At 55.4% G+C, this 17,109-nt stretch carries 12 protein-coding genes and 1 pseudogene; 8 read left to right on the top strand and 5 right to left on the bottom strand.

Annotation, left to right across the window (positions count from 1 at the left end; genetic code table 11):
• The first annotated feature begins 54 nt into the window (after window positions 1–54).
• The 5 genes from DV532_RS05615 (at window position 55) to DV532_RS05595 (ending at window position 10,788) form a co-directional block, all read left to right on the top strand.
• Complete coding sequence (locus tag DV532_RS05615) at window positions 55–2,622, top strand: fimbria/pilus outer membrane usher protein (RefSeq protein ID WP_082476753.1); 2,568 nt, start codon at window positions 55–57, stop codon at window positions 2,620–2,622.
• Between the two features lie 185 nt (window positions 2,623–2,807).
• The gene (locus tag DV532_RS05610; protein WP_056796346.1) at window positions 2,808–5,597 is read left to right on the top strand and encodes an ATP-binding protein; all 2,790 of its coding nucleotides are present in this window, start codon (window positions 2,808–2,810) and stop codon (window positions 5,595–5,597) included.
• 1 nt (window position 5,598) lies between these two features.
• On the top strand, window positions 5,599–6,792 hold the full coding sequence (locus DV532_RS05605; protein WP_056796343.1) for an EAL domain-containing protein: 1,194 nt from the start codon (window positions 5,599–5,601) through the stop codon (window positions 6,790–6,792).
• Window positions 6,793–6,874: 82 nt separating this feature from the next.
• The gene (locus DV532_RS05600; RefSeq protein WP_056796341.1) at window positions 6,875–10,084 is read left to right on the top strand and encodes a response regulator; all 3,210 of its coding nucleotides are present in this window, start codon (window positions 6,875–6,877) and stop codon (window positions 10,082–10,084) included.
• A 56-nt stretch (window positions 10,085–10,140) separates the two neighbouring features.
• Entirely contained in the window at window positions 10,141–10,788 is a 648-nt protein-coding gene (locus DV532_RS05595) for a response regulator (protein ID WP_056796338.1), read from the top strand.
• Between the two features lie 350 nt (window positions 10,789–11,138).
• Here the strand turns inward: DV532_RS05595 and DV532_RS05590 are convergent, their stop codons facing one another.
• Both DV532_RS05590 and DV532_RS05585 read right to left on the bottom strand, forming a co-directional pair.
• Complete coding sequence (locus DV532_RS05590; protein WP_056796335.1) at window positions 11,139–12,122, bottom strand: fimbrial protein; 984 nt, start codon at window positions 12,120–12,122, stop codon at window positions 11,139–11,141.
• A 42-nt stretch (window positions 12,123–12,164) separates the two neighbouring features.
• Window positions 12,165–12,905 (bottom strand): molecular chaperone, encoded by a 741-nt coding sequence (locus tag DV532_RS05585; protein ID WP_236707480.1) that lies wholly within the window; start codon window positions 12,903–12,905, stop codon window positions 12,165–12,167.
• A 163-nt stretch (window positions 12,906–13,068) separates the two neighbouring features.
• Here DV532_RS05585 and DV532_RS05580 point away from each other — a divergent pair.
• Together DV532_RS05580 and DV532_RS05575 are read left to right on the top strand one after the other, a co-directional pair.
• Window positions 13,069–13,190, top strand: a pseudogene (locus tag DV532_RS05580) (IS5/IS1182 family transposase); the annotation flags it as partial.
• A 54-nt stretch (window positions 13,191–13,244) separates the two neighbouring features.
• Window positions 13,245–13,886, top strand: a complete 642-nt coding sequence (locus tag DV532_RS05575; protein WP_056796333.1) for a TetR/AcrR family transcriptional regulator — start codon at window positions 13,245–13,247, stop codon at window positions 13,884–13,886.
• A gap of 176 nt (window positions 13,887–14,062) precedes the next feature.
• Here the strand turns inward: DV532_RS05575 and DV532_RS05565 are convergent, their stop codons facing one another.
• On the bottom strand, window positions 14,063–14,839 hold the full coding sequence (locus DV532_RS05565; RefSeq protein WP_056796330.1) for a class I SAM-dependent methyltransferase: 777 nt from the start codon (window positions 14,837–14,839) through the stop codon (window positions 14,063–14,065).
• Window positions 14,840–14,943: 104 nt separating this feature from the next.
• Between DV532_RS05565 and DV532_RS05560 the strand changes: the two genes are divergently transcribed.
• On the top strand, window positions 14,944–15,564 hold the full coding sequence (locus DV532_RS05560) for a hypothetical protein (RefSeq protein ID WP_056796327.1): 621 nt from the start codon (window positions 14,944–14,946) through the stop codon (window positions 15,562–15,564).
• On the opposite strand, the gene DV532_RS05555 is transcribed toward DV532_RS05560, so the two are convergent.
• Entirely contained in the window at window positions 15,565–16,254 is a 690-nt protein-coding gene (locus DV532_RS05555; protein ID WP_056796325.1) for an extensin family protein, read from the bottom strand.
• The gene (locus tag DV532_RS05550; protein WP_056796322.1) at window positions 16,254–17,084 is read right to left on the bottom strand and encodes an oxaloacetate decarboxylase; all 831 of its coding nucleotides are present in this window, start codon (window positions 17,082–17,084) and stop codon (window positions 16,254–16,256) included. Before DV532_RS05550 ends, DV532_RS05555 begins: the two co-directional genes overlap by 1 nt.
• Window positions 17,085–17,109: the final 25 nt, after the last annotated feature.

The raw sequence follows: 17,109 nt of genomic DNA, 5'->3' as shown, positions 1-17,109 counted from the left end.
GCCAAAGCGTTAACGCCGTGTTCTCGCCATTCGGGATGAAACAGGTTTCCTCGCATGTCTTTCTCTTCCAGCAACAAGCCAACTTATTGCGCCACCCCACGCGCGCGCGCTGCAACTGCTTGCCTGTCGAAGTTGAGCACACTGTCGCTGGCGGTATTTACCGCGCTCCCCGCTCTGGCTGGGCAGAGCGGCAGCGAAGAACAACAACTGTTCGCCTTCAATACTACCTTTCTGCAAGGCGCACCGTCCTCGGTTGACTTGCAACTACTGCTGTCTGCCAACAACGTATTGCCCGGTAACTACCGGGTCGACCTGTACAGCAACGAAGTGCTGGTGGGGCGACGGGATATAGATTTCAACCGCAACCCGACCAGCGGCCGTGTCGAGCCGTGCCTGACTCTGGAGTTGTTGCAACAGTTGGGTATTGACCTGGACAAACTCCAGGCCCAGGGCAAGTTCGACCCGAGCAAACCGCAAAGCTGCTACGACCTGCCGGCGCTGATAGATCAGGCCAGCGTGCGCTATGATTCCGCCCGCCTGCAATTGGCGACCAGCGTACCGCAGGTAGCGATGAAGCGCGGTGCTCGCGGCTACGTCGACCCTGCTTTATGGGATGCTGGTGTACCGGCTGCGTTTATCAACTACCAGTTCAACAGCAGCCGCAGTGCCGGCGATGCCGAAACGCGCATCGTCAACAACCTGGGCCTGCGAAACGGAATCAACCTTGGTGCCTGGCGCTTTCGTAACGAGTCGAACCTGACCAATAGCACCGGTAGCCCGAGCACCTTCAGAAGCAACCGCAGCTACCTGCAGCATGACGTCACGGCCATCAAAGGTCAGTTCAGCGCCGGTGATATTTTCAGCGACGCCGATCTGTTCGACAGCGTGCGCTATCGTGGCGTAAAACTGGCTTCGGACGAAGGCATGCGCGCCGACAGCGAACGAGGCTACGCGCCGATCATCCGTGGCGTGGCGCAGACCAATGCTACTGTAGAAATCCGCCAGAACGACTACATCCTGTACACCGCCAGCGTGCCACCAGGACCGTTCGAGATCAGCGACATCTACCCATCCGGCTCTAACGGCGACCTGCAGATCACCATCATCGAAGCGGACGGCCGCCGCCATGTAACCACCCAAGCTTTTTCGAGCTTGCCTATCATGGTTCGCGAAGGCCAGATCAAATACAGTGTCTCGGCCGGTCGCTACAACAGCAACGCCGACGGCATGGCTACGCCAAATATACTCAGCAGCACGCTGGCCTACGGCATAAACAGCCAGCTCACCGGGATCATTGGCGTACAGGCCAGCGACAATTACAAAGCGCTGTCGCTTGGCGCTGGCAAAAACACGCTGCTAGGCGCCGTATCCCTCGACGTCACTCATTCGAACAGCCGTACCCAGGGGCAAACAACCCAGGGTAATAGCGTGCGCGCCTTGTACGCGAAAACCTTCACGGGTACCGACACCAGCTTCACTCTCGCGGCGTATCGATACTCCACCGAAGGGTTCCGCACGCTGACTGACCATATTCAAGACTTGAGCACCGATCCCAAGCAACGCTCGAGCAACGCGAAGACCCGCACCGACCTGACCATCAACCAGAACATGGGCCGTGACCGCGAACTCGGCAGCCTTTATGTCAACGCCAGCGACCAGCGCTACTGGAACCGCAGCGGCTCGCAGAGCTATTCGGCCGGTTACAGCAATAACTGGGGGAATGCCACCTTCAACGTCGGCATCACCCACACAAGAGACATGGGCTCGCGTTACAGCTCTCCAAACAGCGATACCCAACTCAACCTGTCGGTATCTTTCCCGCTAGGTAGCCGTGCCCGTGCTCCGCACGCGTTCGTCACCACCAGCACGCAAAAAAGCGGCGATAGCACTCAGGTCGGCGTGAACGGCTACCTGTCCGAAACCAGCGACACTTTCTATTCGGTTCAGGGCGGCAACAGCAGCTCCGGCGGCAATAATGCCTCGGTCAACCTGAACACACGCACTTCAGTGGCCGATATCAACTTGGGCTACAGCCAGGGCCGCGGCTACGATTCGCAAAACCTCAACGTTTCCGGCTCGGTAGTTGCCCATGAAGGCGGCATTAACCTTGGCCAGACCGTCGCTGAAACCTTCGCCCTGGCCCAGATACCGGGTGTCAAAGGCGCCAAGATCAGCAGCTACAGTGGCGTTGAGACTGGGCGCAACGGCTATGCAATCATACCCAGCGCGCAACCTTATCGGGTGAACTGGATCAGCCTGGATACCCGCGAACTGGGCGGCGACATCGAAATTGACAATGCGACCCAGCAAATGGTGCCGCGTCGCGGGGCCGTGGTGGTAGCACGTTATACCGGCAAGAGCGGACGGCGGGTGCAATTCGAGCTGATTGACGAACAGGGTAGTAGCATTCCGTTCGGAGCCTCGCTTGAAGATGAGCGAGGTAAACAACTGGCCATCTCCGACCCCACCGGAAAGGCGCTAGTGCTGCTGCAAGAGGACCAGGGCAATTTGACCATCAAGTGGGGCGAGCGCCAGTGCAGCGCACCTTATAACCTGCCTGAGCGGAACAAGGCACTGAACTACGAAAACCATCGCTTGATGTGCCAGCCCCTGACGATGTAGTGCGCCATAAATGATGGCCAATCGAAGCCAGCGACGTTTAGCACCAGGCAATGTAAAGCGGTAGCCAAGACAACACTGCACATCCGATCGACTGGCGCGACAAAGCGCCAGTATGCCCACAACGCGCCGCAGTTTTTAAGGTTCGTCTTATATCTACGTGCCCAAATTGAAACTAGAGTCGCGTGATGCGACTGAAAAGCTATTTGCGAAGAATCAACCCCCTCCTCTCCAACCCAGAAGCAGCGCGTCGGCTACTGCGGCTGCTCGCGCTCGTGTTGTTGGCGGGCATACTGAGCGGCATCTACAACTTTTTGATGTTCACGTTCAACGCTGAAGTATCGCGCCGCCGTGGCTACATGAGCACTGAGATTGCCGAGGCGCACACATTCTTCACAAACCGTGAAGCCTTGCTGGAAAGCCTGAGTTTGTCGGCGGTGCACCACCCGGGTAGCGTATTGGTCGATCTGGCCCCAGTTGATGAGGTCCATTTGCAACTGGACGAATGGAGCCTTTGGTTGACGCAGCGCATGCGTACCTACCTAGAAGAAAAACGTGTCAACCTGCTGTACATCAGCACCGGCCTTCAGCCGCAAGTACACCAGCTCTACAGCGTTCAACCTCAGGCGCACATCCCATCGTACCGCGTACTGGCCAAACTGCAAAAAGCCGAGCAAACATCACTAGACGAATTGTGGTTAGATGACCGAGAAGGCCAACTTTCGCATCTCTTCGTTTTCATTCGACTGGATAAACGGGCCCCAAGCTCAGGCTGGTTAGGCCTCGAAATCGACACCCATGCACTTTCACCTTCATTGACAGATGAAAGTGCCGGGGAATTCATGATGCTCAATGCTGACGGCATGCTGGTCTTTACCAGTAGCTCCGATCCGATGCTACAACAACGGGCATTCGATCATTACGGTAGCGATTTCTTCGGATTTGTCGGTAGCGGTTGGCTGCCGGAATATCTGATCATCAGTAAAAAATTGAATTCAACCGACTGGAAACTCGTGTATTCGATCAGCCTTCTGGATATTTTGAGAAGCCTATGGAAGCAATTACTGGGAGCGACTGTTTTCTGCCTGATCAGCCTCGCACTCACTGGGCTAATGACACGTCGTCTCGAACAGCGCTTCATTACCCCAACCATACAGCGTATCCGCGCGCTGATAGAAAGCGAAATATTCAACCGCGACGTCATCGAAACAGCGCCAGTTGCACTGTGTGTGCTGCGGCGCACCGACGGCCAGGTTGTACTTGAAAACCATTTGGCACAACAATGGCTGGGCCAAGATGAAAACAATAATGAAAGAAGCCGGCGATGGATTCGACAAGCCTTCGACCGAGAATTAAATGACTTCAGTGAATACTTCGAAAACGATGAAGGACGCCACCTCTATCTCACCTCCGCACGCACTCGCTATAAGGGTGAAGAAGTATTGCTATGCGCAGTCAGCGACATAACGGCTCGAAAGCAGATCGAATCAGCGCTGGAACAGGCCAAGTGCGCTGCCGATATTGCAAATGAAGCCAAGACGCAATTCCTGGCGACAATGAGCCACGAAATCCGCACGCCACTTTATGGTGTACTTGGGACCCTGGAACTTTTATCGCGCAGCCCTCTGGGCACCCAACAACGGGATTATGTACAAGCCATCGAAAATTCCTCGCGCATCTTATTACAGTTGCTTTGCGACGCGCTGGATTTATCAAAAATCGAGTCAGACCAACTCGAAATGGAGCTTCAGGAGTTTTCCATTACCGGCCTTGCCTTCGAGGTCATCCAAGGCTTCAGTGCTACCGCCAAAAATAAAGGCCTGCAGCTGAACTGCTATCTGGACCCAAGACTGCCTGATCGTTTGATGGGCGACATAAACCGCATTCGGCAAATTCTCAATAATTTGCTAGGTAACGCAGTCAAATTTACCGATTGCGGCTCGGTGATACTTCGAGTGAAAGCTTCGAGCCTTGATGAGGAACATTCAAGTTTGCTCTGGCAAGTGTCAGATACTGGCAAAGGCATTGCCCAGGAAGACCAAGGTCATATTTTCGAGCCTTTTTACCAAACCGGAAACCATACTCAAGGAATTCTCGGAACAGGTTTGGGCCTGTCTATCTGCCAGCGCTTGACACAGCTAATGGACGGCCAGTTAAGTCTGGTCAGTGAACTGGGGCTGGGTAGCAGTTTCACTCTGTCCTTACCGCTAAAACTAGCCCCTGCTGGCGAGCTCTCAAGCAAAGACCCCTGCAAGCTGCTACCTGAGCGGATACACGTTGTGTCACCGGTACCGGAATTAGCCAAGACCATCTCCGGATGGCTTTGCCGATGGGGCGCGCGCGCCCAAACTGGCGTCCCATCGGCTGCCAAAGCGAGCGCCGACGAACTGTTGATAGAGGTGCATCCCGGGGTCATCAAAGAGCGGTTGGTCGCCGAGTGGCATGGCCCACGAATTCTATCCAGTGCCTACGGGTGCCGAGAGATTGATAACGCCCCTCGTGTAGGGTATGTAAATTTCAACAACCTGGAAGCCCTATACCAGACAGTTAGCCGCGCTCAAGGCATGCGCCCTCCCGACAATGCAGCCCTGGCTGCCCCTGTCGGTATATCCCCTCTCAAATTGCACATACTTGTCGCCGAAGACAATGTAATCAATCAGCTAATCCTGCGTGACCAGCTTGAAAAACTTGGCTGCACTGTGAAGTTGGCCCATGATGGCGTGCAAGCAATACAGTGCTGGCAGAGAGAGCGCTTTGATCTAATTATTACCGATGTGAACATGCCACACATGAACGGCTACGAGCTGGCACGAGATCTTCGGCTACAGGGCTGTTCGCTGCCGATTATAGGTGCTACTGCCAACGCTCTGCGCGAAGAAGAGGAATTCTGCTTATCTGCCGGCATGGACCGCTGCTTGATTAAACCCTTCAATCTGAAAGCACTATTCGACTGCTTGGTGCATTATCGAGAAAACTAACTTGAATCCTATTAGTATCCTGATCGTTGAAGACCATGCATTCCTGCACGCCTATCTGCAACACCTGTTCAGTGAACTTGGTACGTTCAGCACCGATGCGGTACAGGACGGGCATCAAGCTCTGGAACGACTGCATAAACGTGATTATGATTTGGTCCTGACAGATCTTATGATGCCAGGCATGGATGGCGTGCAGTTTATTCAGTATCTGTCGAAAATAAGTAACAAGCCTGCTTTGGCGATCATGAGCGCTGCTTCCGAACGACTGATTCTGGCGGCGAGCCTGGCCGCACGAAATCACGGCCTTGACGTGCTGGGCACGTTTCCCAAACCAATCAAAGCCACTGATTTATGCCGCTTGGTCGACCGGCTTAAAATGAGGCGAAAGGCCGCTAGGCAAGCTGCGCCTTCGCCGCTCGCACTAGACCGCCAGACACTCATCTGTGCACTAAACAATTTTGATTTTCAACCTTGGTTTCAACCTCAAAAAAACCTGAAAGATGGCACCATCGTTGGGGCGGAGGCATTGGTACGCTGGGTACAGCCTTCGCAAAAAGTGCTATTGCCAGGTAGTTTTTTGCCATCTATACAATCCTTGGGTCTGGAGGAGCACCTGTTATGGGTCGTTCTGAAGCAGGCCATACACACTCAGGCCTGCTGGCGTGCGCTCGGCCATGACATTACAGTCTCGATAAACCTACCTACTCATCTACTCGACAATCAGGACCTCGCTGACCGCCTACTGGATTTCGTTAAGTATCACCAAGGAATTCCTAGTAAGCTATGCTTCGAGCTGATGGAATGCTCTGTACCCAAAAACATGGGTAATTTTTTCGCAGGGGCGTGCCGCCTGCGGATGAAAGGCTTTGGCTTGGCCCAGGATGACTTCGGCAAAGGATACAGCTCGTATAAACACTTGCTTTCGACGCCTTTTACCGAATTGAAGGTTGATCGGGCACTCGTACAGCGTTGTGATGAGAGCAACACCCGGATAGCTGCCCTGGCCAGCATTGTCGCCCTAGGTCGCGAGCTTGGATTGACCGTTGTGGCTGAAGGTGTCGAAACGCGTCATGAACTCGATGTTTTACGTAAAATCGGGTGCAATAGAATACAGGGATTTCTGATATCTGATGCCGTTCCCGCCGAGCAGTTGACGCGGTTACTGCACATCAATGGCACTCCAGCCTGCAAATGAAGCTCATTAGCTGCAGCACATGCCGAGTCCTGGAGCATGCCCATCCGCCACGGCGCACCCGGTCTCGAGTCTCCAATTGTCGATGAAACACGAAAAAGCCCAACTGGAAAACCTCGCGCGCAGTTCCTCGCGCTTAAACATGAGCATGACGATTCTGCTCGGACTGACCTTGGTGCTGGCAGGGTTCAGCGCATGGTCCATTAAACGCCTGATCGGAGAGTACAATGATCTGGTCAGCATACACTTCACTCGTCTAATGGTGGACATTCGAGAGCAGGATAGCTTCCTCAAGGCCTTGGTAAGGCAAAGCCTAAAAGAGGGGCTGCTTGATCATCAACGCATTGAGCACACCGCCTTTACGCCGCTACCCGAAATGGGGCCAAATATATTTCAAGGTCAGGCCTTCCCGTTCTCCCTGCCGTTCACCGTTAAGCTTGATGGCCCCACTTTTAGAGCCAGCGACGCCGAGGAAGTATTCAGTCAAGGTGCAAATCTTGCTGATTTTTATACTACTTTCTGGTCCGCGTCTCATTATAGTTCGCCTCAAATGTTCCTATTTTCGCCTGAGCGTGGGTACGCTATCGCGATACCGGCTGCCGGACGTGGCGGCATTACAAACGTGGAGGGTGATATTCCTTTCATCGATATCATCAGACAGGTCGATATACGGCGGCCCTTGATGGACGAGACAAGTGCAAATGGTGAAATCGCCTGGCGCAGTTATGCCGAATCGACGAGTTACACCCCCCCTGGTCGAGTAGTCGCCTACACCTCCATCTCGCCAACCAGCGGTATGAATGGTAAACGTACGTTTGTGGCTGTCTCACTCGTTGACCTAAGTCAGGTCAATGTTTACGAGCAAATTATGGCCCGGTCGCTATATGACGGTCTCACATTATTCGGTCCTTCCGGAGCGGTCCTGATAGGCCAGAGGTCTACACTGTCGGACTTACACCATGGTGTGAATTTCACACTAGCGGGCTTGGTATTCAAACTGTACGAGCCAACCTTAGGCGGCTGGACCGCTGTCTATACCGTCACTTATCAGCATATCTTCCACTATGCGTTCTGGTCTTTGGTTACTCTGGGCATTACGTTGCTAGTCATTACCGGAATGGGCCTAGCTGCGAACCGCTGGTACCAGCGAAACGTCATCTTTCCAGCTCGCGACGCACATGAAACCATTGTTGAAAGCGAAGCCTTCAGTCGCGCGGTTATCGATGCCGCGCCGACGGGGTTGTGCCTGGTCCGTAGTGCTGACCATGAAGTGCTTCTGGAAAATCAGCGGGCCCAACAATGGGATTCGAAGGAGCTTACACGCATACTAGCCTCACAACCCGATAGCTCCAGTACAAATGAGCATCGCTTGCAAATCAGTGGTCGTTATTTACAGGTCGGATTCGTATCCACCCGCTACCATGGCGAAGATGTTCGTTTGTATGCGTTCAATGACGTAACCCGCCATGTAGAAGATGCGCAAGCGCTTGAAGATGCAAGGCGGTCAGCCGATGCTGCCAATGAGGCCAAGACATTATTCCTCGCAACTATGACCCACGAGATCCGCACCCCATTGTATGGGGTATTAGGGACGCTTGAACTACTCGGTCTCACCCACCTGGACCTGCGTCAGCAAACCTATCTGCAGACAATCCAGCGTTCTTCGGCGACCCTGTTCCAACTGATCAGTGATGTGCTGGACGTCTCGAAAATCGAGTCTGGGCAGATGGCCCTGGAAACGACGGCATTCTGCCCACTGGACATCATCCAAGACACGATGCGCACCTACTCCGCGCTTGCTGCGCACAAGGGGCTGTTGTTCTATGCGTGCACAGATCCTCACCTGCCCGCTCAGATAGTGGGCGACCCAATACGCATCCGCCAGATACTTAACAACTTTCTAAGCAATGCCATCAAATTTACCGATGCCGGCCGGGTCGTTCTACATACCCGGGTAATCTCTTTCGAACACGAACACGTCTGCCTGGAATGGCAAGTCATTGACAGTGGTATAGGTATTTCCAAAACACAACAAAACAGATTGTTCGAATTGTTTTTCCAAGTGCCGGAGGCATCAATCGAGGGTGGAGCAGGCTTGGGCTTATCTATCTGTGGACGGCTGGCCGAGATGATGGATGGCGACATCAAGGTGGTCAGCGAGCCAGGCTTGGGCAGTAGCTTCTCATTTAACGTCCGCTTACCATTAGCCCAAGGCAAATTTCATAATTGCGCTCTTACTCCACCCGATCCATCTCCGGTGTATGTACGCGCACCAATACCACAGCTGGCCGAGTCTTTCGTAGGCTGGCTGCAGCGCTTGGGCTATACCGCAATGCTCACGATTCCAACGGAGGAACACTATAATCCCGAAGCTCTGCTAGTAGACATGCTCGACTGTTCGAAAGTCGCTACATGGAATGGTCAGCGCATTTGCGCCACTGGCGATGGGCCAGTCCTCGGTACACTCACCGAAAACGGTTGGCGAGTCGAAATGCACGATGTACGGGGAATCGCTCGTCTAATCGACTGCATCCGTCAAGGTCGTTGTTCAAACGACGAAGCACTGGCTCCACAGCTTCTCACCTCACTCGATCTGCAGATTCTCGTGGCAGAAGACAATCCAATAAATCAGGCTATCTTAAAAGAGCAACTCGAGGCGCTGGGTTGCAGTACGGTCGTCGCAGCAAATGGCGAACAAGCGGTGCAATACTGGCAACCAGGGCTGTTTGACGTAGTTTTGACTGATGTGAACATGCCTCTCATGAATGGATATGAATTGGCAAGAGCACTGCGCCAAATCGATACACAGATACCAATCATCGGCGTAACCGCCAATGCATTGCGTGACGAGGGCCAACGCTGTTTTGAAGCGGGCATGAATGCCTGTATAGTAAAGCCGCTAGACATTCAGACTCTGCGCACCCACTTGATCAGCTTGTGCCGGCCGGCCCAGCACGACGACCCGGGCAGGGCCTATCTTGAAACCGCGCAGGCTTACCCCTCAAATGTTGACATAGTGCAGCTATCCCCAGCGATGCGCGAACTGTTTGCAAGTACTATGCATGACGATATGCAGAAGTTACGTCTAGCCTTGGAGCAGAGGAATAGCCAACGCTTGAGCGAACTCATGCACAGTATTGCTGGCGCCTTGGGAGCGGTCCAGGACATCTCCCTAGCCAACCAATGTTGCGCATTGGAAATCAAGCTGGCCGACACGTTGCTGGATGATGACCTGATCGAGAGCGTGCGCGCGCTGCTGGACAAGTTATCGAGAATGTTGAGCAACCTCACATAATTAATATCTTGATCCGTCTTCCGGCGGATATCAAGCTCACAACGTATGGCGGTTTCATGAAAAAATTGAAAGTCATCGTCGCTGACGATCACCCCATTGTACTGCTGGGTGTCAGAGAACTGGTCGAGCGCCATCCAAGCTTCAGCATTGCCGGGGAAGCCATTTGCTCACAAAGCCTTGTGGATAAGCTAAGCCAGCAGCCCGTAGACTTGGTAATAACCGACTACAACATGCCGGCAGACTCGCCTTATGGTGATGGCCTAAAACTAATAACCTATCTTAAGCGCACTTACCCGAGATTGAAGATCTTGGTCCTGACCATGATTTCAAACGCACTTATACTAGAGCGTCTACACGAACTTGGCGTCTCTGGGATTATTCAGAAGAACCAGCTGCATACTGAAATAGAAAAAGCACTCAATGCGATCGCCATGCATCGCCCATACCATACTCCTGACACACCGAGAAATTCGGTGCTATCGACCTCAACCACCATTGACGAACGGATAAACAGCCTGTCACTCAAAGAGCATGAAGTGTTGCGACTATTCGTATCAGGACTAAGTGTGAGTGATATTGCTCAGCTCCAGAACAGAAGCAGAAAAACAATCAGCGCGCAAAAAATCTCTGCGATGCGAAAGCTGGCTGCACACAGTGATCAAGAACTACTCGCCTATTGCCAAGAACAACAAATATTTAACTGAAACTCAATCACAATGGGTGGCTTAATCGGCGGTCTTCGCTAGCTGGATGCTCTGGTTCTGGCCTGAGCAGTTGGCATCAGAGCCCCGCATGTGGCTAAGCGTGCTGGGTGGCTCAGCAGTCCCTTCAAGAAATCGTGGCTTGAGCACGAACCTGCACAAGCGAAGGATAGGTACTCGATTACCTGAGCAACTCGACGTATTGGCTTCCGGTGCGCGAAGTCCGCCACTAAGAATCTGCTCAGTCGAAGGGTGATTGTATGGAAGTTCGAGCTGGCATTTACATGCTATAGGGCTACCTGATAGCAGCCCTGTTTACAGTCCTCACTTTCGGGGGAAGGGGGATCATCGCCTTATTGATAGTACATATCTATCTGCGCTTCTGCTTTGAACTCCCCCGGAATCGGCGTTCCGCGCCATATCAGATCTGCCCGAAGGTCGATTCTGCTTTGTCCACTGGTTGTTAGATTCGCGAGTTTGAACCAACTGTTGTACGGAACGGGAGAATTATTTTCCTCGCGGACTAGCGAAATGCCAACAGAATTATTATTGCTCGGCACCAAAAGGTTGTTAATGACGCTGCCTGTGACCGGCCTGAAGCGAGCGTTGACGGTGTAGGGAGTATCGCAAGTCTTCACCAGGTCAAGTTTGAAGCTGGCTGAACTTGCAACCTGGCCTGTTACCGCGGTACTGGAGAGAGCGCGGCGAAAGTTGATAACACTAGGAATAATCATTAGCTCCGGCGAGCAGGGGATAAAACGGATATTGCTCAGCCCGCTGATGATATAGTTAACGTTCGTATTGGGATTGTTATTTAGACCGCTTTTACCATCCAACTGAAAAACTCTATATTCACTCAGCTGGATGGCTTTTCCAGAACTTGGCGTAGGGCCAAATTTTTCGATGAATATAGTGAATTTTAGAGGGAATTTCGCCCAATTTCCTTTGCACGACCAGATGCTGGTACAGCCATACCAGGAGTCGTAACCGGTTTCAACTCTTGTCTTGCTCTGGGTGTAGGATACGCCCTTATAGCGCAGACCAATCCGTATACCGGAACCAATATCGACTGCGGCAGGGTTCGTATATAAATAGATATTTTCGGCGCTGCCCGAGTTCCACTCATCATTACACTTAACATTGGCCGTATACTCTTCTGACTCCCAAATAATCGTTCCGTCTGGCGCATCGGCTGGTATAGCAAGTGCAGTATTTAATGACTCCCTTATCACCGCTGAACCATCGCTCTGATTCTTGCAAGTAAGCGCGAAAGCAGGGACAGGACTAACGCTTCCTATAAACAGGAGACATACCAGGGTTTTTTTGGCTAGAAACATAAAATACTCCTGGAAATAAGATGAAAATTGCTGAAAACGGAATCATTGAAGCTGTACACTGTGATAATTTTGCAGACCGCCGTCGGTTATTTCCTTGAAGCTTATACGGCTCAAATACTCAAAAGCTGAGACGGGAACCTCCAGCATGCGGGTTTCACCAGGGGACAAAAACACGTAGTCAGCAATTTTCTGCCGAGACGTGCCCGCACCTACTTCAAGGTCAATCAAAGAGACGTGAAACAAACTGGGATTATTGACTTGAATCTTTTGATGCTGGAGTCTTTTCCAAACTAGCTTTGGTATCGCGTCGCTCGTGGAACCTACAAGTCCAGGAGGGCGGTAGAACAACTTCAACCGCTGACGAACTGCGAATTGGATATTTCCTGACTGCTCTGAGTGCTCTGGCTTGGGTGGGATATCCATAATATTCAGCCAAACTACAGACTCTTTATTCTCGGGCAAACCCCATCCGGCATAAAATACACGGAGTAGGTGGCGGCCATTAGGTTCGAGATACACCAATGGTTGTGCAACCGCAAAGGGAATATCGCTTTTGTCGTTGTCTTCTTCTTCGCTGACCCAGCTCTGTACCAAGGCACCTCGCTCACTCTTGTTTAGGATGCTGATACTGGCCTCTCTTGCCGAGCCGGAATAAATCAATCGAGTCCCCTCCACTATCAGCGCTGCTCTGGCACTGGGTAAGACCGTACACATCGTCAAAAAAAACGCTAACGGTATCCGCAAAGAGCTTTTTGCACTGGAGCGCCGTGAGTCGTTGAGCATGGGCAAACGTCGGTTCCTGCAAAGTGGAGGGTGATCCAGCTGAGGTTAAGGTTCCGAGGTAGACCTGTCTTTCAGACAGTTCTTAAAATACGTGTTGCGCTCGCCCACAGTGTGCAACGTCGTCAGAACAGTTTTTTGTTGTTTAGCGCCAGCCAACTAGGGAACCTGCGCCGATGTCGAGTTCGCTAGCAAGCGCAAGCAGACCCGCAAGGAGTTGTTCCTGATCAAGTGAGTCAGGTGGTACCGTGGAAGGGCTTGATTGCCCTAGACGAGCTGCACGACCCAATGGCTTGAGCCTTGTGGCGCCTGACCCGTTAAGATGAGCGACTCTTCAACCAGATGCAGACCACAATGTCCAACGACGCACCCATCGGCCCGGGCCGGCCCAAGGACTTGGCCAAACGCGAGGCGATTCTCGAAGCGGCCAAGTCGCTATTCCTCAGCCTTGGTTACGCCAACACCAGCATGGATGCGGTCGCTGCGGCGGCAGGTGTTTCAAAGCTCACCGTGTACAGCCACTTCACCGACAAGCAGACACTGTTCTGCTCGGCGGTCATGGCCACCTGCCAAATCCAGTTGCCCGACCTGCTGTTCGAGTACCCCGAGGGGGTGCCAGTGGACGAGGTACTGCTGACCATCGCCCGTGGTTTCCAGGCGCTGATCAGCAGTGATGAAGCGGTCAAGCTCAGCCGCCTGATCATGGCCCAGGGCAGCCTGGACCGCAGTTTTGGCGAGTACTTCTACGAGGCCGGGCCCAAGCGCGTGCTGGCAGGTATGGAAGCGCTGCTGCGCGGTGCAGATGAGCGCGGGTTGCTGCGTATCGACAACCCCCTGCGCGCGGCGGAGCACTTCTTCTGTTTGGTCAAAGGTGCCCCGGATTACCGGTTGTTGCTGGGGTGTGCGGGGCCGCTGCAAGGTGAAGAAGCCGAGGCGCATGTGCGCGAGGTGGTGGGGGTGTTCGTGCGGGCATTCCAACCCTGAAGCCTATGCGGACATCGGGAGCACTGTCTTGATCAAAACCTGAATGCTTGCGCGATTACTGTGGGAGCGGGCTTGCCCGCGAACACCGGCAAAGCCGGTGCCATTCACCACGTTGCCTGCTTCGCGGGCACACCCGCTCCCATAATGACCGCGCTGGCCGGCCACATCGGGACAGGTCAGGCCTTCAGGGCCTTTTTCGGGTAGATGTCATACCGGCTCGACTTGCCCTCCAGGCTATGGCTTGGCTTCGGCCCGTCGATGATCGGCGCCTTGCGCGGGCGCTTCACCACCACCCGGTGGCTGGCCAGCGCCAGGGCAGCTTCGAGCAGGGCCGGGGCGTCCAGGTCATCACCCACCAATGGCCGGAACACGCGCATTTCCTTTTTCACCAGTGCACTCTTGTCCCGGTGCGGGAACATCGGGTCGAGGTAGATCACCTGCGGCGCCTCGCCTTCCCAGGTGCGCATGCGCTCGATGGCGTTGCCAGTCAGCAGGCGCATGCGCCCAACAATAGGCCCGACCTCTGCATCCGACCGTGCCCGCGCCAAGCCATCTTCCAACAGCGCAGCAATCAGCGGCTGGCGCTCGATCAGGGTCATCTGACAGCCCAGGCTGGCTAGCACGAACGCGTCCTTGCCCAGCCCGGCAGTGGCGTCGAGCACCTGCGGCCGTACGCCTTGGGCAATACCCACGGCCTTGGCGATCATCTGCCCGTTGCCACCGCCAAACTGCCGCCGGTGCGCGGCCTGGCCTTCAACAAAGTCCACCCGTACCGGCCCCGGGGCCTGCGGGCCCAACTGCTGGATTTGCAAACCATCGGCGCCCACCTGCACGGCAAACTCGGCGGCATCGTCCTGCAGCGGTAGCTCAAGGCGCTCGGCCCACGCAGTAGCTTGCGCCTCGAATTCAGCCGACAACGCCTCGACCCGGATACCTGTGCCCTGCTCTTCCATCACTCACACCTGAAAATGTTAACCCAGCCCTTAATGAATCAGCAGCCACGGCCGATACAGGCAATATCCCGCTATTCTGCCAGAGCGCAACGCGCAAGACTGCCATGACAGATACTCTTCCCATCGGCTTGACCTACCTGTCGCCTGTCGGCAACTACGGTCGGCAGAATACCCAGGCACTCGGGGGCGTCAGCCACCTGTGGCAGGATTTCTTTGCCCGGGCCATGGCCGAGCAGCAGGAAGAGCCCGCAGACACTGTCAGCCAGTCGTTGGTGCAGTACGACCAGGCAAGCGGCGAGCCCATCGGCGGCGCCCGGGCGCTAGCCCTGATTGACGCGCAGCGCGCCTGCCCGGTACAGGACACCGTGGTGACACCGCCAGAGCCGCTGTTCCTGCCCAAGGCAGAACTGGAGGCCAAGCTACTGCCAGCGGCCCCCGAACCGTTCAGCGCCGTCGAGTTGATCGAGCAACAGCGCCAGCTCGATATCAACAACAACTGGCTGCGCCCGGTGGTGATGAGCCAGGGCCAGCCGCTTGCCGAGCCCGGCCCCGGCCCTGCCCCACGGTCGCTGTTCCTGCCCATCGCCGAGTTCGAGCCCCACCTGCTGGAGGCGGCACCCGAACCATTCGACGAACCCACCCTGGCCGAGCAGCAGCACGACCTGGCATTCGACCTGCACTGGGCGCGCCCGGTGGTGCTGAACAACGTGCGCGTTCACGCCTGATCAGCGGCAGATCTGCCAGCGCCCCATGTCCAGGTGAAAATGGTTGCGGTGCGCAGCGTTGTAGTCCGGCCCCAGCACCGTGCTGAAACTTTCGCAGGCCGCCTGCTGCACCTGACGCAAGAATTCAGCCTTTTGCCCACCCGCAGGCCAATCCCGCGCCAGCACAATGCGCTGGCCGTCCTGCATGCGAAAACCGCTGATATCCAGGGCATTGGCCGTGGCGTGCTGGCTCAAGCGGCCCTGCTTGCGGTGGTACATATTGCGGCAGGCAAAACTGCCCAGGTGGTCGACCTGCGCCACCGGCTGGCCCAGCACCCGTTGCGCCACCGGCTGCAAGCCATGGTTTTCAAACAGCGCGTAAGCCACCGCCAGCGGGCAACTGGCCAGAAAGCTGCTACTGAGCCGCGCTTGGCCGCCTTGGATACGCCACACATTCTGCAACGGGCAGTTGGCCGAAGGCGGGCTGTCGGCTTGTGCCTGGTAGCGCAGGTGGCTAGCTTCCAGCGCCTGGCGGCACAACGCCGGGTCATCGCGCAGCCGCGACAGTTTGTAGGGGGTCAGCAGGTTGGGGGCCTGGCGCACGTCCAGCGGTGCCCACGGGTTCCACGTGGCGGGCAGGCGCCAGCCGAAGTGCCAGACCAGGCCGGCCAGCAGCAGCAAGCCGCCCAGCAGCGCCAGCACAACCCGCATCAGCGGCGGAACAAGTCGTTGAGCTGGGCGAACGGCAGTGCCTGCTCCCCGTAACCAAACGTGCCCTCATCGCGAATTTCCAACGCGGCCCGGTGAAAAGCCCCTAGCGCGGCACGGGCCAAGGATGAGCCGACGCTGATGCGGCGTACGCCCAAGTCCTGCAATTGGTTGACGCTCAGCGGCACGCCGGCCAGGCCCATCAGCACATTGACTGGCCGTGGCGCCACCGCCTGCACCACCGCGCGGATTTCTTCGACAGTGCGCAGCCCGGGCGCGTAGAGCACGTCGGCGCCGGCCTCGGCATAGGCCTGCAGGCGCCGGATGGTGTCGTCCAGGTCCAGGCGACCGTGCAGCAGGTTTTCCGCCCGCGCGCACAAGGTGAACGGGAACGGCAAACTGCGCGCCGCCTGCACCGCCGCGCGAACACGCTCTAGCGCTAGCCCGAAGTCATAGATGGGTGCTTCGCGACGGCCACTGGCATCTTCGATAGAGCCGCCCACCAAACCGGCCTCGGCGGCGCGCAGGATGGTTTGGGCACAATCCTCGGGCAGGTCAGCAAAGCCGTTCTCCAGGTCGGCGGCCACCGGCAACGGGGTGGCATCGGCGATCACCCTGGCGTTGTCCAAGGTCTCGTCCAGGCTCAAGGCGCCTTCGGCGTCCGGCCGGCCTAGGCTGAAGGCCAGCCCGGCACTGGTAGTGGCCAGCGCCTCGTAACCCAGGCTAGCCAGTAACTTGGCCGAGCCAGCATCCCACGGGTTGGGGATGACGAAGGCACTGTTGCGCTCGTGCAGGGCCTTGAAGGCTTCGGCTCGCAGAGTTTGCACATCCATGGTTCAACCTCCGGCAGTCAGGGAC

Source organism: Pseudomonas sp. Leaf58 (assembly GCF_003627215.1).
GTDB lineage: Bacteria > Pseudomonadota > Gammaproteobacteria > Pseudomonadales > Pseudomonadaceae > Aquipseudomonas.
This window is presented reverse-complemented; position numbering and strand designations above follow the sequence as displayed.